The organism is Sphingomonas hankookensis, assembly GCF_022664465.1.
GTDB lineage: Bacteria > Pseudomonadota > Alphaproteobacteria > Sphingomonadales > Sphingomonadaceae > Sphingomonas > Sphingomonas hankookensis.
Genome location: NZ_JAKREV010000001.1, coordinates 308,527 through 326,736, shown reverse-complemented (window position 1 = coordinate 326,736; position 18,210 = coordinate 308,527). Strand labels below are relative to the sequence as shown.

The 18,210-nt window shown below is 65.4% G+C and carries 14 protein-coding genes and 1 riboswitch; of the genes, 9 read left to right on the top strand and 5 right to left on the bottom strand.

Annotated elements, in window-relative coordinates:
* Positions 1–43 precede the first annotated feature (43 nt).
* Positions 44–901: an oxygenase MpaB family protein gene (locus tag MF610_RS01350; RefSeq protein WP_242192318.1), complete on the top strand. Its 858-nt coding sequence runs from the start codon at positions 44–46 to the stop codon at positions 899–901.
* Between the two features lie 136 nt (positions 902–1,037).
* Here the strand turns inward: MF610_RS01350 and MF610_RS01345 are convergent, their stop codons facing one another.
* Complete coding sequence (locus tag MF610_RS01345; RefSeq protein WP_242192317.1) at positions 1,038–3,089, bottom strand: NAD(+) synthase; 2,052 nt, start codon at positions 3,087–3,089, stop codon at positions 1,038–1,040.
* A gap of 521 nt (positions 3,090–3,610) precedes the next feature.
* Positions 3,611–4,285, bottom strand: a complete 675-nt coding sequence (locus MF610_RS01340; RefSeq protein WP_452652993.1) for a murein L,D-transpeptidase catalytic domain family protein — start codon at positions 4,283–4,285, stop codon at positions 3,611–3,613.
* Between the two features lie 209 nt (positions 4,286–4,494).
* On the opposite strand from MF610_RS01340, the gene MF610_RS01335 reads away from it, so the two are divergent.
* The 5 genes from MF610_RS01335 to MF610_RS01315 all read left to right on the top strand — a co-directional run bounded on the left by MF610_RS01335 (position 4,495) and on the right by MF610_RS01315 (position 8,412).
* Positions 4,495–5,109, top strand: a complete 615-nt coding sequence (locus MF610_RS01335) for a L,D-transpeptidase family protein (protein WP_242192315.1) — start codon at positions 4,495–4,497, stop codon at positions 5,107–5,109.
* A gap of 10 nt (positions 5,110–5,119) precedes the next feature.
* Positions 5,120–5,872, top strand: a complete 753-nt coding sequence (locus MF610_RS01330) for a hypothetical protein (protein WP_242192314.1) — start codon at positions 5,120–5,122, stop codon at positions 5,870–5,872.
* 266 nt (positions 5,873–6,138) lie between these two features.
* Complete coding sequence (locus tag MF610_RS01325; protein ID WP_242192313.1) at positions 6,139–6,693, top strand: integrase arm-type DNA-binding domain-containing protein; 555 nt, start codon at positions 6,139–6,141, stop codon at positions 6,691–6,693.
* The gene (locus MF610_RS01320) at positions 6,690–7,322 is read left to right on the top strand and encodes a tyrosine-type recombinase/integrase (RefSeq protein ID WP_242192312.1); all 633 of its coding nucleotides are present in this window, start codon (positions 6,690–6,692) and stop codon (positions 7,320–7,322) included. Before MF610_RS01325 ends, MF610_RS01320 begins: the two co-directional genes overlap by 4 nt.
* 361 nt (positions 7,323–7,683) lie before the next feature.
* Entirely contained in the window at positions 7,684–8,412 is a 729-nt protein-coding gene (locus tag MF610_RS01315; RefSeq protein WP_242192311.1) for an amidase family protein, read from the top strand.
* 205 nt (positions 8,413–8,617) lie between these two features.
* Here MF610_RS01315 and MF610_RS01310 read toward each other — a convergent pair whose 3' ends face one another.
* From MF610_RS01310 to MF610_RS01300, 3 genes are read right to left on the bottom strand one after another with little or no spacing between them, the layout of a single operon-like run.
* Positions 8,618–9,358: an acyl-CoA thioesterase gene (locus MF610_RS01310; RefSeq protein WP_242192310.1), complete on the bottom strand. Its 741-nt coding sequence runs from the start codon at positions 9,356–9,358 to the stop codon at positions 8,618–8,620.
* A gap of 53 nt (positions 9,359–9,411) precedes the next feature.
* The gene (locus MF610_RS01305) at positions 9,412–10,443 is read right to left on the bottom strand and encodes a methionine synthase (protein ID WP_242192309.1); all 1,032 of its coding nucleotides are present in this window, start codon (positions 10,441–10,443) and stop codon (positions 9,412–9,414) included.
* Positions 10,444–10,466: 23 nt separating this feature from the next.
* Positions 10,467–11,450 (bottom strand): DUF1852 domain-containing protein, encoded by a 984-nt coding sequence (locus MF610_RS01300; RefSeq protein ID WP_242192308.1) that lies wholly within the window; start codon positions 11,448–11,450, stop codon positions 10,467–10,469.
* 116 nt (positions 11,451–11,566) lie between these two features.
* Positions 11,567–11,788, bottom strand: a riboswitch (cobalamin riboswitch).
* A gap of 733 nt (positions 11,789–12,521) precedes the next feature.
* On the opposite strand from MF610_RS01300, the gene MF610_RS01295 reads away from it, so the two are divergent.
* From MF610_RS01295 to MF610_RS01285, 3 genes are read left to right on the top strand one after another with little or no spacing between them, the layout of a single operon-like run.
* Positions 12,522–13,790, top strand: a complete 1,269-nt coding sequence (locus tag MF610_RS01295) for a TolC family protein (protein WP_242192307.1) — start codon at positions 12,522–12,524, stop codon at positions 13,788–13,790.
* A complete protein-coding gene (locus MF610_RS01290; protein WP_242193537.1) occupies positions 13,790–14,965 on the top strand; it encodes an efflux RND transporter periplasmic adaptor subunit in 1,176 nt (391 codons plus the stop codon). Before MF610_RS01295 ends, MF610_RS01290 begins: the two co-directional genes overlap by 1 nt.
* Positions 14,966–14,968: 3 nt before the next feature.
* A complete protein-coding gene (locus tag MF610_RS01285; RefSeq protein WP_242192306.1) occupies positions 14,969–18,193 on the top strand; it encodes an efflux RND transporter permease subunit in 3,225 nt (1,074 codons plus the stop codon).
* The last annotated feature ends 17 nt before the right edge of the window (positions 18,194–18,210 follow it).

The window sequence follows — 18,210 nt, the reverse complement described above, 5'->3', positions numbered from 1 at the left end:
CCCGCCATGGACCCTCGGCGCGGCTCCGCTCGTTGCATCGCGCATGAACCCCGTACGCCAAGCCATTGCAAAACAAGTGCGCGCGTTGACCGGTGCGGGCGATGGCGCGATCGACCTGACCCGTCCGGCGGGCGATGACGGGCTGTTCGGTCCGGAGTCGGTCAGCTGGCGGGTGCATGCCGATTTCTCGTCGATGATGATCGGCGGCACCGCGGCGCTGCTGGTCCAGATGCTGCATCCCGGCGCGCTGGCCGGGGTGTGGGACCATAGCGATTTCCGCCGCGACATGCTGGGCCGACTGAAGCGCACCGCGCAGTTCATCGCCGCCACCACCTATGGCAGCACGGCCGAGGCCGAGCGGCTGATCGACCGGGTCCGCACGATCCACGATCATGTCCATGGGCAGTTACACGACGGCGCGCGCTACGATGCGAACGATCCGCATCTGCTCACCTGGGTCCATGTCGCCGAAACCGATTCGTTCCTGCGCGCCTATCTGCGCTACCGCGATCCCACGCTCTCGCGGGCCGATCAGGATCGCTATTTCGCCGAGAATGTGGTGGTGGCCGAGCGGCTGGGCGCGACCGGTGTGCCCGACAGCCGCGCGGCGACCGAGGCGTGGCTGCGCGACGTGCGCCCTGAACTGCGCTTCGACGAGCGGACCCGTACCGTCCGCGACGCGCTGTTGCAGCAGCCGCTGCCCAACCCGCTGCTGAAAGGGTTCGGCGCGCTCAATACCGCCGCGGCGATCGACCTGTTGCCACCTTGGGCGCGGGCGATGCTGGAGTTGCAGGACCGTCCGCGGATCGGCGTGCGCAGCGGCGCGCACGGCATGGCGCGCGTGCTGCGCTGGGCGCTCGGCGGGTCGGCGTCGGAAAAGACGGCGCGGGCGCAGGGGTAGGGGGCACACCCACTCGCATCGCCACCGCATTCGTCACCCCAGCGCAGGCTGGGGTCTCCTGCGGCGAGGGGGCGCTCCATTATGGAGAGACCCCAGCCTGCGCTGGGGTGACGGGGAGGGAGACGTAGAAGCGCAATTACAGCGGCGGCAAGCCCTTCCGCAGTTCCTCGACCCATGCCGTCGCCACCCCGTCGGACGGCGCGCGCCAGTCGCCGCGCGGCGACAGCGCGCCCCCCGCCGACACCTTCGGCCCGTTGGGCAGCGCCGACCGCTTGAACTGGCTCGACTGGAAGAAGCGCCACAGGAATTTCTCCAGCCACGCCGCGATCACGGGTAGGTCGTACGCCCCCTTGGCTTCCTCCGGGAAGTCGATCGGCCAGCGCCCCGCGTGCGCATCGCGCCACGCATGCCAGCATAGGAACGCGACCTTCGACGGGCGCATGCCGTAGCGGACGATGTGGTGGAGGAAGAAGTCGTTGAGCGCATAGGGACCGACGCGATCCTCCGTGCTCTGCATCCGCCCGTCGTCGCCGGCCGGGACCAGCTCGGGCGAAATCTCGGTATTCAGGATCGCGTCGAGCACCGCGTCGGTATCGCCGTCGAACTGGTCGGTGCGGATCGTCCAGCGGATGAGGTACTGGATCAGCGTCTTGGGCACGCCGGCATTGATGCCGTAATGGCTCATATGGTCGCCGACGCCGTAGGTGCACCACCCCAGCGCCAGCTCCGACAGGTCGCCGGTGCCCAGCACCAGCGCCTCGCGCTGGTTGGCGAGGCGGAAGAGATAGTCGGTGCGCAGCCCCGCCTGCACATTCTCGAACGTCACGTCATAGACCGCCTCGCCCTTTGCGAACGGGTGGTCCATGTCCCCCAGCATCTGCCGCGCGGCGGGGCGGATATCGATCTCGTCGCCGGTGATGCCCAGCGCGCGCATCAGTTTCCACGCATTGCCCTTCGTCGTCTCGCCCGTGGCGAAACCGGGCATGGTGAAGCCCAAGATGTCGCTGCGCGGCCGTTCCAGCCGGTCGAACGCCTTGGCCGCGACAATTAGTGCGTGGGTCGAATCGAGCCCGCCCGATACGCCGATCACCAGCCGTTTCGTCCCCGACGCGACCAGCCGCTTGCGCAGCGCCTCCACCTGGATGTTGAACGCTTCGTAGCAATCGTCGTCGAGCCGCTCGGGCGTGTCGGGGACGAAGGGGTAGCGCCGGACCGGGCGCAGCAGTCCGATATCGCGAGCCTCGGGCGCATGGTCGAACGCGATCCGGCGGAACCGTGTCTCGGGATGGCCGCTGGCCGCCGCACAGTCGTTGAACGTGCCGGTCCGCATCCGCTCCAGCCGCAGCCGGTCGAGATCGACATCGGCCATCGCGATCCCCGCCGACCGGTCGAACCGCTGCGACTGCGCCAGCAGCGCGCCCAGTTCGTGCACCGAACCCTGACCGTCCCATGACAGGTCGGTCGTGCTCTCCCCGCTGCCCGCCGCCGAATAGACATAGGCGGATATCGTCCGCGCCGATTGCGACGCGCACAGCATCTCGCGGTCGCGCGCCTTGCCGATGACGATGTTCGATGCCGACAGGTTGCACAGCACCAGCGCCCCGGCCATCGCCCCGGCGGTCGACGGGGGGAGGGGCGACCAGAAATCCTCGCAGATTTCGGCGTGGAACACGAAATCGGCCATGTCGTGCGCGGCGAAAATCAGGTCGGTGCCGAACGGCACCTCCTGTCCGGCGACGGTCATGGTGAGGCCGGTCAGTCCGACACCGGGCGCGAACCAGCGCTTCTCATAATATTCGCGGTAGTTGGGGAGGTAGGTCTTCGGCACCACCCCCAGCACCCGCCCGCGCGCCACCACCACCGCGCAGTTGTAGAGTCGCCCGTTGCGCCGGAGCGCGGCGCCGAGCAGCAGCACGGGGCGCAGTTCGGCGCTTGCCGCGACCACCGCCGCCAACGCCGCATCGGTCGCGTCGCACAGCGCATCCTGCAGGTGCAGATCGTCGATCGCATAGGCGGTGAGGTTCAGTTCGGGAAAGACCAGCAGGTCGGCACCCGCATCATGCCCCTGCTGCGCCAACGCGATCGCCGCGCGGCCCCCGGCGGCCGGGTCGCCGACATGCGCCGGCGGCGTGCAGGCGCCGACGCGGAGGAAGCCGTGGGTGTGGATCGCATGGAACGGGTGGGTCATGGCCGGTACCTTATCGGCAGATGATGCCGTGCGGAACCGTTAGCGGTGGCACCCACTCCCGTTCGGTTCGAGTAGCGATCGAGCGAAGTCGAGAGCGCGTATCGAGAACGCGGTTCCGCTGGGGTGACCTATGCAGGTGTCGTCCGGGGTGAGCGTTCTCGACAGACGCTTCTCGACAGGCTCGAAGCTGCTCGAACCGAACGGGAGGGGGTGGGGTGGATCGCTCCACTGTCGTCACTCCCGGGCAGGCGGGAGTCCATATACGCAGACCTCATGATTTGGCCCGGTACGTAAGCGTATATGGATTCCCGCCTTCGTGGGAATGACGGATATGAAAGGCGGAACGCTCCGCAAGCCCAAGTCCACCGTTTGGTTCGAGCAGCTTCGAGCTTGTCGAGAGCGCCTGCCCGGCGGAACCCCGTTCTCGATACGCGCTCTCGACTTCGCTCGATCGCTACTCGAACCAAACGGTTGGGGAAATTGGTAGGTCAGATGGGGGGACAGGACGTCACCCCCAACCCTCAAACCTTGGCGGCGTAGATCATCCGGCCTTCGCCCAGCAGGCTGAACACCCGCGCCAGGTCACCTTCAGCGACCGCGAAGCAACCTTGGCTGCGGCCGAGCTTGCCGTGCTGCGCGATCATCTCCGGGTTCGCATACCACGCGCCATGCACGACGATCGCGCGCATCAGGGCGTTGTCGTTGGTCGGGTCGAGCCCGAGCAACCGCTGCGACCGGCCGTGCTTGCCGACATAATAATTGTCGGTGATGAACGCCCCTTCGGACGTCGCGTTCGAATCGGGAACGTTGCTGAACCGCTCCAGCCGTCCGCAATGTGCAGGGTCCGAGCCGCTGCCATGCGCGACGCGCATCGCCGACACGACACCGCTGTGCATGTCGATGAATTGGAACCGGGGATGTGCCGAATCGACCGCAAAGTCGGCGATGGCGATGCGGTCGGTCCACTGAAGCCGCCCGGCATGGCGGGCCATGGCGGCCTGCGCCCGTTCGAACAGACGGGGATTGACGGTGGCGGGGGCCCGCATCTGCCGCACCGGGGCGGCAGGAACCGTGGCCGATGCCAGCCGCTGGGGCGGCGGCATGATCGGCGCATTCTGGGCGATGGGCACGATCGCGTTCGTCGAGCAGCCCTGTGCCAGAACGGCGCCGGCCAACCCGCCTGCTGCCTTGAGCACCGCCCGCCGCGATCGAACCGATTGGTCCTGCATCCAAATCCTCGCCAAGTCGTTGAGGCACCTAGATACGGGTGCAACCGATTCTATTCAATTAACGCCGGCTAACGCGTTCCGCCGCTTGTCGCGTCGCTGCCACGGGCGGTCGACTCTGTGCGCCATGGTTAACGCCGAATTTGCCATTCGCCGACGACTGCGGGATAACGTTGGTCATGAAAGTCGCGATCGTCTCCGCCTTGTTGCTCGCGCTGGTGCCGATGCCGATGGCAGCACAGGAACCGGCGGCGTTGGCGGTCGAGCGCGCGGCGGTCGCCATGCGGCCGGGCGATCATCGTTGGGCCGACGATCCGACGCTGCCGGGCGCCGTCAGCATCGTCATCAGCGTGCCGATGCAGATGGCGTTCGTCTATCGTGGCGACACGCTGGTCGGTGCGACGACGGTGTCGACCGGCAAGCCGGGCAAGATGACGCCGATCGGGGAATATACCATTCTTCAGAAGCGGCCGTTCCACCGCTCCAACCTCTACAACAACGCGCCGATGCCGTTCATGCAGCGGCTGACTTGGGACGGCGTGGCGTTGCATGCCGGCAATCTGCCGGGCTTTCCGGCATCGCATGGCTGCATCCGCATCCCGACCGCGTTCGCGCGCAAGCTGTTCGAGGCGACAGCGCTGGGCGGGCAGGTGGCGGTGGTGAACGACGTCATCGCCTTTCCCGCCTATCGCGCCGCCGATGCCGCGCCGCGCCTCGACCCCGCCGGGATCGCGACGCTGGGCGATCGCGACGTGGCGGTTAGCGCAGGGGGCAGGATTGCGACGCCGCGCTGACCGCTGGCCGTTGGCGCCTGCTGCTCTGGCGCTTGCCGGATGCGGTGGCGCCGCGCCGGACGATGCGGCCCTGCCGGTGCCAAGCGCGACGCCGAGCGCTGCGGCACCGGTCCCGCCGCCTGCGAACGCGATCGAACGCGTCAGTACGGTGCCGGAGCGACTGACCGTCACCACCAACGAACCATTTTATTCGGTGCGGGTCGAGGGCGACCTGCTGGTCCTGACCGGCGTAGAGGCGCCGCCCCGCCGCCTGCCGGTGCTCGACCGCGATGTCGGTCCGACCACGCGGCGCTGGCGTGCGCAGGGACTGGTCGTCGACGTCGAGCGCAAGCCCTGCGAGGACGATATGTCGGGGGCGCCGCGCGACTTCACCGCAACGCTGACCCTTGGCGGGCGGACGGTGCGTGGCTGCGGCTTCGTCGGGACGCCTGCGCCGCCGCCGGGCGAGCGGGCGGCGCCTGCTGCGGTGGACACCATTCCGGCGCGATTCGTCGGTCGCTGGAACCGCGACGCCGCCGCCTGCGCCCGCCCCGCCGCCTCGATCGAGGGGGTGAAGGTGTCGCCGGACGAGCTGTGGTTCCACGAAAGCGTCGGCAAGGTGCAGCGGGTCGAGCCGCTGGCGGGCGACCGCATCCGCATCACTGCCGCCTATGATGGCGAGGGCGAGCGATGGACGTCGATGCAGACGCTGGCGGTCGAGGGCGACCGGCTGACCATCACGACCGATGGGCGGCCGTTTACCCGTATGCGCTGTCCGGACTGACGATCGCTGCAACGGATTGCCGGTCATGGACCCGAAGCGTTTCGATTGGAAAGGGTGGCGGAGACGGAGTCCGCCATCCGGCGATTCCGCTGTAGTTCATGATAGCCCATCTTAGATCGCCAAAGTCTTAGAAAAACATTAAAAATATGAAGAGGTCATGCTGTCGGGTGTTCGCGGCGGTTCGTCGAGATGCGTCTGAAGCCAAGTTGAAAGTGGGCATGAAACCGGTGGAATTCGAACCCCCCGGGAGGCCCATGGCGGGCGCGTTGAACAAGCTGATGGTACGTGGAGTCGCGACGTTAAAGGTGTCCGGACGCCACGCCGACGGCGGTGGCCTGTATCTGCGGATCGCGACGGGAGGTGCCAGGTCGTGGGTGTTCATGACCGCGTCGAACGGCAAGCGGGCCGAAATCGGTATCGGTCCCGCATCGTCGGTAAGCTTGGCCATAGCGCGCCGCATTGCTGGTGAAATGCGTGAAGCCGTAGCAGTCGGTCAGGATCCGCGTGGGATTTTGGGGACCGAAGCACCGGTGGAGGAGCCCGCGGTGCTGACCTTCGGGGCCTTTGCCGATCAATACATCTCAAGCGTCGAGGATGGCTGGCTTAATCCCGTGCATCGGCAGCAATGGCGCAACAGTCTCCGCGACCACGCCGCGATGTTGCAAAACGTGCCCGTGACCGACGTCGGCACCGAAAATGTGTTGGCGGTGCTGCAGCCGATCTGGCTGACCAAGGCAGAAACCGCAAGGGGGTGCGCGGGCGCATCGAGAAGATTCTCGACGCGGCAAAGGCGCGCGGCCTTCGTCCACGTGACAGCATGAACCCGGCCACCTATCGCGGTCATCTGGCACTGCTGCTGCCAAACCAGTCAAACGTCGAACGCGGTCATCATGCAGCGCTGCCTTGGCGGGAAGCGCCTACGTTCTTCCAGCAGCTAAAACAGCGTCCGGCGTTGGCAGCTCGGTGCCTGGAGTTTGTCATATTGACTGCAGCCCGTAGCGGTGAGGCGCTAGGCGCTACCTGGGGTGAGGTCGACTTGGACGGAAAGCTCTGGACCATACCGGCCACGCGCATGAAGGCCGGCGCCGAACATGTCGTTCCACTGTCTGATGCGGCCATGGCGGTGCTGGCCCAGATGAAGCCAGATAGGTTCACCGCGACAACCCCGGTGTTTGGCATCGGCGGCGCGGCTAAGTCCAACATGGCGATGGCCATGCTGCTTCGTCGTATGAACTATGGTCACATAACGACCCACGGCTTCCGCAGCACGTTTCGCGACTGGGCAGGTGATGCCACCAGCTACCCGCGTGAGATCGTGGAGCAGGCGTTAGCACATACCATTCAAAACAAAGCAGAACGTGCCTATCGACGCGGGACCGCCGTAGACCGACGGCGGATGCTTATGGGAGAATGGTCGAGCTACCTTCTGGGATCTGAGGCTAGTCGATGAAAACCCAGTATCAATAGGTTTGCGATAGCGTGTTAGATCGATTTTATGTCGTCGCTTGCCAATTATTTGCCCGGTGCGCCTTGCGATGAGGAAGGTATGCTATGTACCAGTGGTCGATAATCTGTCGGAGAGATAGTGAGATCCAATATGGCTGCTGCGAATCTTAGCGTAACCAGTTCAAAAGAAATTGAAAAGGGTATGGGCCAACCCGGGGTGGCTGACGTAAGTCACGCTATAGGCCAAGTCGACATCTACCAGACGATCGATGCGAAGCGGGCCTTGTCTCTTTTTCCAATCGACGCTCAGCACAGGTTGATAGCAGCACGTCATTACGGAGGCGGTAAGCTCGGGTAAGTTGGACATGATGTGCAAAATCATCGTGACCGAAGTTAATGCCAAGCCGGTCAAGATGAAGCCCCCTACTGAACCAAGCAAGTTGATTAGCCGGCCCGACCGTCCACTCCGTGTGGGCTGGATGGTTGGCCCGGGTTTCGGTCCCGTCGATCGCGAAGTGGCGGCGACGGTCAAGGCGGCCGCCGAAGCGCTGAAAGGTTTCGGCGTCCATGTCGAGCAGGTCGGTATCCCCGCACTGGAACGCGATTTCGCGCTCGACGTGTTCAACCGTCTCCACGTCATGGAGATGAAGCCTGCCTTCCGCGACGCGACCGCGGGTGACAAGGATCAGATGTACAAGATGGCCAAGACCATGTTGTCGCTGCCCGATACGTCGATGGGCGACTTCATCGAAGCCGAGCAGGCGGCCGAGCGCATCCGCGACGGCTATGCCGAATACTTCCGCGGCTTCGATGCGCTCATCACCCACGTCCTGCCGATCCCGGCGCACAAGCATGGCGTAGAAGAGTTCGTCATCGACGGACAGACGGTTGATGCGACCTACCTCCAAGGCGCTACCGTGCCGCTCAACGTCACGGGTTTGCCGGGTATCTCGATGCGCTTCGGCACCAGCAAGGAAGGTCTGCCCATCAACGTGCAGATCGTCGGCAGCTGGCTCGCGGAAACGACCATCCTGCATGTTGCGTCGTTGCTTGAAAGCATCAGCGTCGTGCGGACCCTGCACCCCAACCTGTGAAAGTGAAGCGCTCCCGGGACTACCCGGGGGCGTGCCGCGGCACCGGCTGTGCTCACTTATCGGGTTGCCCGCTTCACCATCGTTTTTGCAAAGGATGGTGATGGCCAGAAGACAAACTCGAGGCGTTTGAGTGTCTTCTGCACGACATGAATGGGTGGCCGGAATTGGGGAAACAATCTGGCGCCTCGAATAACCGCAATTGGGTCTAAACGCCGGCGATGGGCTTTGAGCGCCCATCGGGACCGACGCTGACCATTGTGAACAGAGCAGTGGCGGCGTGGCGCCGATCACCGGTCAGCAAGTTTTCCGCCCACAAGGCGACCTCCACCCGGACTGAGCTGCGTCCGGTCATGCGGACCGAGGCAACGAGCTCAACGATCTGGCCCTCGCGGATCGGCGAAGTGAAGTCGGTCCGATCGGACGCAGCCATAACCATGACGGCGCGAGCATGCCGGGTGGCGGCGATGAAGGCCGCTTTCCCCATCATCTTCAGGGCGTCCCCACCGTATAGCGTACCATAGTGGTTGGTCTGTCCGGGAAAGACCATGTCGGTCAAACGAAGTACTTCATGATCGACTTCCGCCACTGCCCCGATCCGCGGCAGCGGCAGGCGGGTGTCCGGCCCTTTCTGCGCTACCAGCGTGAAGCGCCCCCGGGTGCACAGACGCCGCTCACCTGTTACCGGCGCTTCGGCCACCAGCTCGACCGCAACATCGAGCGAGCTGTTACCGACCCGGACAACCTGACCGGTCACCTCCACCATGTCGCCGGCGTGCGCTGGTGCGGCGAAATCGACCTTCTCGGATGCGGCCGTGACAAAGGGCGCACGGCCGTGGCGTGAGGCGGCCAGGAAGGCGACCTTGTCCATGTGCGCCAGAGCGACGCCGCCGAAAAGAGTACCGTGGTGGTTGGTGTCGCCCGGGAACACCATGTCGATAAGCTGCACCGGGCTTGTTGTTGCCTTTGTCACAACAGCCCGTCGACCGGTTGCACATACCGTCATGCCGATGCCAACTCCTGGCGGACCACCGCCGCGCCGGCGCCCAATGCCTTCAGCTTCGCAGTCGCGACGTCGCGCGCCAGCGGCGCCATGCCGCAATTCGTAGCGGGAATGAGCTTGTCCGCATCGACGAAGCGAAGCGCGTTCCGCAGCGTGGCGGCGACCTCCTCGGGCGTCTCCACCGTGTCGGTCGCCACGTCGATCGCGCCGACCATCACCTTCTTGCCACGGACCAGCTCGATCAGTTCCATCGGCACACGGGAGTTCTGGCACTCGAGCGAAACGATATCGATGCTGGATGTCTGCAGGTTAGGGAAGGTCCGTTCGTACTCGCGCCATTGCGACCCAAGCGTCTTCTTCCACTCGGTGTTCGCCTCGATGCCGTAACCGTAGCAGATGTGGACTGCGGTTTCGGCCTTCAGGCCTTCCGCCGCTTTCTCCAGCGTGGCGATCCCCCAATCGTTCGCCTCGTCGAAAAAGACGTTGAACGCCGGTTCGTCGAACTGGATGACGTCGACGCCGGCGGCCTCCAACTCGCGCGCTTCCTGGTTCAGGATCAGTGCAAACTCCCAAGCCAGCTTCTCGCGGCTGCGGTAATGCGCGTCGTATAGCGTATCGATCATCGTCATGGGGCCGGGCAGCGTCCATTTGATCGGCAGCTCGGTTTGCGTGCGCAGGTACCGTGCGTCCTCGACGAACACGGGTTCGGGACGTGACACCGCGCCGACCACCATTGGTACGCTGGCGTCGTAGCGGTTGCGGATGCGCACGGTCTCGCGCTTCTCGAAGTCGACCCCGGCAAGATGCTCGACGAAGGTTGTCACGAAGTGCCGACGTGTTTGCTCGCCGTCGCCGACGAGGGTGATGCCCGCTCGCCGCTGGTCATCCACGGCAAGGCGCAGCGCGTCCCGCTTGGCCGCAGCCAGCTCCTCGCCCTCCAGTCTCCATGGCGACCACAGCACCTCCGGTTGAGCGAGCCAGGAAGGCTTGGGCAGACTGCCTGCGGTGGTGGTCGGCAACAACATCGTCATGTCGGGATACCTTGTTTGGGCGATCAGAGGGCGCAGCTCGCCGACCACTGCGCGAGCAGGGCGGCATGCGGCTTGATGAAATGTTCTTCGGCGAAGCGGCCCTGCTCGACAGCGAGCCGGCTGCGCTCTTCGCGATCATAGACGATGCGGGTCAGCGAGAAGTCCTGGTAGGTGAGGCTGGGGCGGTAGTCCTGTGAGGCGACCGAGTTCGCGTTGTAGATCTCCGGGCGGTAGATTTTCTGGAACGTCTCCATGGTGCCGACCGCGCTCGCCAGTTCGAGGTGGGTGTAATCGTCGAGCAGATCGCCGACGTGGTAGAAGGCGAGCGGCGCCACGGCGTGCGGAGGCATGAAGTAGCGGACCTTCATGTCCATCTTGGCGAAGTAGGCGTCGGTCGGGGACGGCGCGTCGTTGCGGTACTCGACGCCTAGGATCGGGTGCGCGTTCGCGGTTCTCCAATAGAGCCCCTTGCTCGACACGCTGAGGCAGATCACCGGCGACTTGGCGAACGTGTCGCGGTACGCAGCCGAGCCCAGGAATTTCTTGAAGAGGTTGCCGTGGAGGTCGCCGAAGCCGTCCGGCACGCCGCCGCCTGGATGCCGGCGCAGGTGGTCCGGCAGAACCACGCTGAAGTCGTAGTCGCGGACGTACGACGAGAAGTTGTTGCCGACCATTCCGGCGATGCGCTCGCCGCCGCGCCTGTCGACGATCACCGTCTCCAGGATTTCGATCAGCGGAAAGGGTTCATCGCGCCATGCCTCTAGGACCAACGCGGCGGAGATGATGAACAATTCGACGGCGTAGCGATCCCCCGCCGGGTTGTCCCAGTGCATAAGCGAGTTGAAGCGATTGTCGATCATTCTCAGCGTGTTGCGGAGGTTCTCCTGGCGACGCTCACCACGGGCGAGATTGGCGAAATTGGTCGTCGCGCGCGTCCCATCGCCCGGTCGATAATCCTCGTCGAAAGGGATGCGGCTGATCGCGAATGTGAAATCGTTGCCCGTCATTTCTCACCTGCAATGGTCGGGCAGGGGAGCCGAGGGAGCGCGCAGGCATCAGCGGCCGCGGCACGAGCCGCAGGCCGTCCTCCAAGCGCGATCCACCGGAGGAACCCCCGTCCGAGGAACGTGTTGCGTCGGAGGCAGGTCTCCTGGCTCACGGGTCGACACGTCGGCTCCGGCCTTCCCGGACCTGTTGCGAGGTCCAGTGACACACGAGGGAGCCGCCGCTCACCGCTTACAGTTGCGGGGGCAGCGCCGGACTCCGCTCACGACGAGCGTCACCGGCTTCCCGTCTTAGCCCCATCGCCATGCCTGGAATGAGGAACCTCGACACACTGGTTCAACACCACTGTAGGAGCGCTGTCAACTGTCATATAAAGATATCTTTATATAAGGGTTCAGTGGCTCTCGATGATCCTAGCATGGGAAGATGCCTTGGCATCGTCCTGACTGACCTTGATCGAACCCTGATGAAACTGGTCATCAGGACCACGAGGTTCATGTGAACGAACGGCAGAAGTTGGCGATGCGAATGAAGGCTCTGAACGGCCGGGATTAGGTCAATGCAACAGCGCGTGGCTGATCAGCCGGTGGCACAACCGTTAGGTTGTGACACCGTTCCGAGCGCGATCGGCGTGTTCATGACATGGCAGCTGATAGATGCTAGGTGGGCTACAATGCACCGCCTGCTCGCCATCTTCATGTGCCTGCTACTCGCCTCCACGTTGGGCTTGGGTTCGGTCGTGCACGCCAATGAGCCAGTGACGTGCGTCGAGACTTCGGTGGCATCGAGCATCGACCATGCAGACGGTGACGGCGACCAGGTGCCCGCTGATTCCGAAAAGGGCTACCCGCACCATCATGGCGGGTGCCACGGCCACCATATTGGCGTGCCGAGCACATCCGATCCTGCGCAACACAGCGCCGATCGTCGCGCGAGCCGGTTCACATGGGATCACGACCGGACCGCAGGCGCGACCACGGACCCAGCGCTACGCCCTCCCCAAGCCTGACGAACCTCTAACGCCCGCGCGTCTCGTCGCGACGGGTCCAGGTTTCGTCAGGAGTCCATCATCCATGCACCGTCTCATCGCGGCATTTCTTGCCGTAGCGTCATGCGCGTCGATCGCGCAGGCGCAATCGGTCGCGCCCGCCACGACCAGTCCGCCCTTGACCTTAGATCGCGCGCTCGCGCTCGCTGGCGCCACCGCGCCAGCCATTGATGCCGCATCGGCCGGCATCCGTTCCGCCGAGGCGGGTCGCACCGTCGCCGGTTACCGACCCAACCCCACGATCGTCGCCGAGACCGAGAACATCGCCGGCAGTGGCCAGTATCGGGGTTTGCGCAGCGCCGAGACCACGGCCGGACTGGCGCTCCCGATCGAGCTGGGCGGCAAGCGTTCGGCGCGGATCGCCGTCGCCGATGCCAATAGCAGCAGGGCGCAGATCGCCGCCGCCATCGTGGCGGCCGATCTACGTCTTGCCGTCACCCAATCCTATGTAGAGGCGGTCGCGGCCGAGCGCCGGCTCACAACTGCGCGCGAGCAGGCCGATATCGCCCGCGAGGCGCTACGGGCGGCCAACGTGCGCGTTCGTGCAGGCCGTGCCTCCCCAATCGAAGAGCAGCGCGCCGATGTGCTTCGCATCAATGCCGAAGCGGCGGTGGAGCGCGCCCAGCGGCTGACGATCGTCGCCCGCGATAATCTGGCGCGGCGCATTGGCAAGCCGATCACCGGTTCGCTCGACGTTGCATGGTTTTATCAGGTGGAAGGCTATGGCCCGCCGCTCAGCCGGGAGCCGACCGGCACGCTCGCGCTTGCCGCGGCGCGGGCAGATGTGACCACGGCCGCGGCGCAGGTGCGGCTTGCACAGAGTCAGCGTATTCCCGACGTGACGGTAAGCGCCAGCGCGCGCCGCCTGGAAGCGACCAACGATGTCGCAGCGGTGTTCGGCGTATCTATACCCTTCCCCATATTCAACAGGGGCGTCGCGGCCGTCATCCAGGCCAGCGCTCAGCGAGATCAGGCCGAAGCGCTTCGTCGTGTTGCGGAGCTGGACGCGGCTCAGGCGCTCGCGTCGGCGGAGGCCGAGGTGGCGAACGCCGCGACAACCGCCCGCGCGGCGAGCGGCCCGGCGCTGGCAGCGGCAAAGGAGGCCGCGCGTATCGCGCGCATCGGTTACCGCGAGGGCAAGTTCGGGCAGCTCGACCTTCTCGACGCCGAGCGCACCCTTTCTCAGATCCGAACGACCGCGATCGACGCGCTTGCCGCGTACCGCAATGCCCAGGCCCGCAGGGATCGTCTCGCGACACCCGCGCCCGACTATTCAAAGGAACCGGCCCGATGATGACCATAGTCAAGCGGGTGACGTTGCCCGTCACCCTTGCCCTGTTCCTTGCCGCGTGCGGCAACGGCCAGGAGGCTGACAACGCGGTTGCCGGCAATACGGCCGAGGAAGCTGGCCACGGTGAAGCCGAGGGCGAGCACAAAGGAGAGGCAGCCAAGGAGGCAATCGTCCTCACCCCCCGGCAGATCACCGCGGCCGGTGTTCAGATCGTCCGGCCGAGCGTGACTGGCGGAGGCGGCGTTCTCACCCTTCCCGCGACCATCGAGGGCGATCCGCAAGGCACCCAGGTCGTATCGGCCGCGATCGGGGGGCGGGTCGTATCGCTCACCCGCAATCTTGGGCAGTCGATCGGTCGTGGTCAGACGCTTGCGATCATCGAGAGCCGCGAGGCGGCATCGTTGAAGGCGGAGGTGGAGGCAGCGCGCGCGCGATCGGCGTTGGCGCAGTCCCAGCTTCGCCGCGAGCAGCGGCTGTTCGCCGAGCGAGTATCTCCCGAGCAGGACTTGATCGCGGCGCGAACCGCCGCGACCGAGGCAGGCATTGCGCTCAGGCTGGCGCAGCAGCAAGTGGCAGCAGCGGGCGGGGGCGGCGGTGCGCTGAATCGCATCGGCATCGCGTCGCCGATCGGTGGGCAGGTGATCGCGCGCAGCGTGACGCTCGGGCAGACCGTCGCAGCGAACGCCGAGCTGTTCCGGGTCGCGAACCTGTCCCAGGTGGCGGTGACGGTATCGCTGTCCCCCACCGATGCCGGTTTGGTGCGGCCAGGATCAAGCGTCACGATCAGCGCCGGGGGCCGTCGCTCGACCGCGCGCGTCAGCTTCGTGTCGCCGATTCTGGACGAGACCACGCGGCAGGTGCAGGTGATCGCGATCGTCGACAACCGAGCTGGACAATGGCGCGTGGGCGAGCCGGTGACGGCCGCAATCCAGCTTCCCGGCGCGGGCAGCGGCACCGTCACCGTGCCGGCCGCGGCAGTCCAATCGATCGAGAACCGATCGATGGTGTTCGTGCGGACGCCTACCGGGTTCGCTGCCACCCCCGTCGTCATCGGGCAGGCGAGCGGATCGAATGTCGTCGTCACATCCGGGCTTACCGGCCGCGAGGAGATCGCCGCCACGGGCAGCTTCACGCTCAAGGCCGAACTCGGAAAAGGCGAAGCGGAGCACGAGGACTAAACGATGATCGACCGTATCGTCACCTTTTCGGTGGAGCGGCGCTGGTTTGTCCTGCTCGTCACCGCCATTGCCGCGATCATCGGGGGATGGGCGCTCGCGCGCCTGCCGATCGACGCGGTGCCCGACATCACCAACAATCAGGTGCAGATCAACGTCCGCGCCCCGTCCCTCTCCCCCGAGCTGGTAGAGAAGCAGGTCGCGTTTCCAATCGAGACGGCGCTCGCAGGCGTACCCGGCCTCGAATATACCCGGTCGCTCAGCCGCAACGGCTTCGCCCAGGTGACCGCCGTGTTCACCGACGCGACCGATATCTACTTCGCGCGCCAGCAGGTAACCGAACGCCTACGCACCGCCGAGGAAAGCTTGCCGAACGGCGCGACACCCGAAATGGGGCCGATCGCGACGGGATTGGGCGAGGTCTATATGTGGACCGTACGGCTCGCGCACCGGCCCGAGGACAAGCACGCTCCCGGCGCACCCGGCATTCAGCCGGACGGCAGTTACATCACGCCCGAGGGTGAGCGGCTGACCACCCAGGCCGATCAGGCGACGTATCTCCGCACGGTGCAGGACTGGATCGTGACCCCGCTGTTAAAGAACACAGGCGGGCTTGCCGGGATCGACGCGATCGGCGGCTATGTGAAGCAGTATCAGGTCGTCCCGGACGTTCAGAGGCTGGCAGCGCTCCGCCTGAGCCTCAACGACCTGGCGACCGCATTGGAGGAGAACAACACCGGCGTCGGTGCCGGCGTGGTCGATCGCAACGGCGAAGGGCTGGCGGTCCGATCCGACGCGCGCATCGCGGACGCGAGCGAGCTGGCGCGCACAGTTGTCGCCACTCGGGAGGGCGTGCCGATCCTGTTGAGCCAGGTCGCGACCGTGAAGACCGGCCAGGCGATCCGCATGGGATCTGCGTCGGAAAACGGCCACGAAGTCGTCGCCGGCACCGCCGTCATGCGGATCGGCGAGAACAGTCGTTCTGTCGCATCGGCCGTCTCCGACCGCTTAGGAGAGATCAACGCCTCGCTGCCCACCGACGTGATCGTGCAGCCGGTTCTCGACCGCACCGCGCTCGTCAACTCGACCATCAAGACCGTGGCGAAGAACCTTTCCGAAGGCGCGCTGCTCGTAGTCGTCGTACTGTTCCTGCTGCTCGGCAACTTCCGCGCGGCGCTGATCGCGGCGCTGGTCATTCCCGTCACCATGCTGCTCACCAGCTTCGGAATGCTCCGGGGCGGCGTGTCGGCGAACCTGATGAGCCTGGGGGCGCTAGACTTCGGCCTGATCGTCGATGGGGCCGTCATCATCGTCGAAAACGCGCTACGTCGCATGGCCGAGCGCCAGCACGCGCAAGGGCGTGTTCTCGACCTGAATGAGCGTCTGTCTGTTGTCGCCGACGCGGCGCGCGAGATGGTCCGCCCGTCCGTGTTCGGTCAGGCGATCATCATCCTCGTCTATATTCCATTGCTCACCTTGAGCGGGGTTGAAGGAAAGACGTTCACGCCGATGGCGTTGACCGTCATCATCGCGCTCGCCTTCGCGTTCGTACTGTCGCTCACCTTCGTGCCCGCCATGCTGGCGATATGGCTCAGCAAGCCGGTCGATGAGAAGGAAGGCCGGATCATGGCGTGGCTCAAAGCGCGCTATGAACCGGGCCTCGACAAGGCGATGCGACGCTCGACGATGACGATCGGCGTGGCGGTCGGCGCGTTCACACTGGCGATCGGAGCCTATTCGACCTTGGGCCAGGAGTTCCTGCCCCAGCTCGATGAAGGCGATATGCTCGCGCAGGCGGTCCGCATTCCCGGCACGTCGGTCGAACAGGCCCAGGCCATGCAGTTTCAGGTGGAGCGGGCCATCGCCCGCGTGCCGGAGGTGCGGTTCGTGTTCTCAAAGACCGGCACGGCCGAGCTGGCGTCGGACCCGATGCCGCCTAACGTTTCGGACACCTTCATCATCATGAAGCCGCGCGCCGAGTGGTCCGATCCGAAGTTGCCGAAGGCCGAGCTGGTAGAGAAGATCGAGGCGGCGTTGTCGGCGCTTCCCGGCAACGCCTATGAAATCACGCAGCCGATCCAGATGCGGTTCAACGAACTGATTGCCGGCGTCCGCAGCGACGTGGCGGTCAAGGTGTTCGGCGATGATTTCGCGACCATGAACCGCACCACCGACCAGATCGCCGGCATCCTTCGCAAAGTGGAGGGCGCGGCCGACGTGAAGGTGGAGCAGACCGAAGGTTTGCCCATGCTTGATGTGCGGCCGAATCGCGATGCGATGGCGCGGCTTGGCATCACCGCTCGTGCCATGCAGGACACGCTTGCCGCCGCGGTCGGCGGGCGTGACGCCGGTATGATCTTCGAGGGAGACCGCCGTTTCGCGGTGACGATCCGGTTGGGCGACGCGCAGCGGGCGAACTTCGAGACGTTGGGCCAGGTGCCAGTGCCGACACCCGATGGCGCGTTCGTGCCGCTGGCGAGCGTTGCGGATATCGCGGTGACGGACGGCCCCAACCAGATCAGCCGCGAGAACGGCAAGCGCCGCGTGGTGGTGCAGGCCAATGTCCGCGGCCGGGATGTGTCGAGCGTCGTCGCCGACGCCCAGGCGGCGATCGGCCGCGAGGTCCGGTTGCCGGCTGGCACCTATCTCGAATGGGGCGGCGCGTTCGAGAATCTGGCGTCTGCGCGCGACCGACTCGCGCTGGTCGTGCCGGCGTGCTTCGCGCTGATCCTGTTGTTGCTCTACGGCGCGCTCCGCAGCGTTCGCGACGCCGCGATCGTGTTCACCGGTGTGCCGCTGGCATTGGTAGGCGGCGTGCTGGCGCTGTTCCTGAGAGGGATGCCGTTCTCGATATCAGCCGCGGTCGGGTTCATCGCCTTGTCCGGCATCGCGGTCCTCAACGGTCTGGTCATGATCACGTCGATCCACGATTTGATGGAGCGCGGCATGGAGCGCGCCTTGGCGGCGCATGAGGGCGCGATGGCGCGGCTCAGGCCGGTTGTGATGACCGCGCTCGTCGCCTCGCTTGGCTTCGTGCCGATGGCGCTGGCGACGGGAGCGGGGGCGGAGGTGCAAAAGCCGTTGGCGACCGTCGTGATCGGCGGTCTCATATCGGCGACCTTGCTCACCCTGTTTGTGCTGCCGACGCTCTACGCCCGGTTCGGGAGATACGAGCGACCCGCCCAGCGCGACTCGCAGCCCATTTTACCCGCCGTGGCACCGGCTCACTAGGAGAAGAACCATGCACG

Bases quoted from the DNA above. Each gene is read 5' to 3' on its own strand.
- MF610_RS01305 (WP_242192309.1), bottom strand. From the start codon at position 10,443: ATGACGATGTTGTTGCCGACCACCACCGCAGGCAGTCTGCCCAAGCCT.
- MF610_RS01345 (WP_242192317.1), bottom strand. From the start codon at position 3,089: ATGACCCACCCGTTCCATGCGATCCACACCCACGGCTTCCTCCGCGTC.
- MF610_RS01315 (WP_242192311.1), top strand. From the start codon at position 7,684: ATGATGTGCAAAATCATCGTGACCGAAGTTAATGCCAAGCCGGTCAAG.
- MF610_RS01290 (WP_242193537.1), top strand. From the start codon at position 13,790: ATGACCATAGTCAAGCGGGTGACGTTGCCCGTCACCCTTGCCCTGTTC.
- MF610_RS01335 (WP_242192315.1), top strand. From the start codon at position 4,495: ATGAAAGTCGCGATCGTCTCCGCCTTGTTGCTCGCGCTGGTGCCGATG.
- MF610_RS01350 (WP_242192318.1), top strand. From the start codon at position 44: ATGAACCCCGTACGCCAAGCCATTGCAAAACAAGTGCGCGCGTTGACC.
- MF610_RS01300 (WP_242192308.1), bottom strand. From the start codon at position 11,450: ATGACGGGCAACGATTTCACATTCGCGATCAGCCGCATCCCTTTCGAC.
- MF610_RS01295 (WP_242192307.1), top strand. From the start codon at position 12,522: ATGCACCGTCTCATCGCGGCATTTCTTGCCGTAGCGTCATGCGCGTCG.
- MF610_RS01285 (WP_242192306.1), top strand. From the start codon at position 14,969: ATGATCGACCGTATCGTCACCTTTTCGGTGGAGCGGCGCTGGTTTGTC.
- MF610_RS01320 (WP_242192312.1), top strand. From the start codon at position 6,690: ATGAACCCGGCCACCTATCGCGGTCATCTGGCACTGCTGCTGCCAAAC.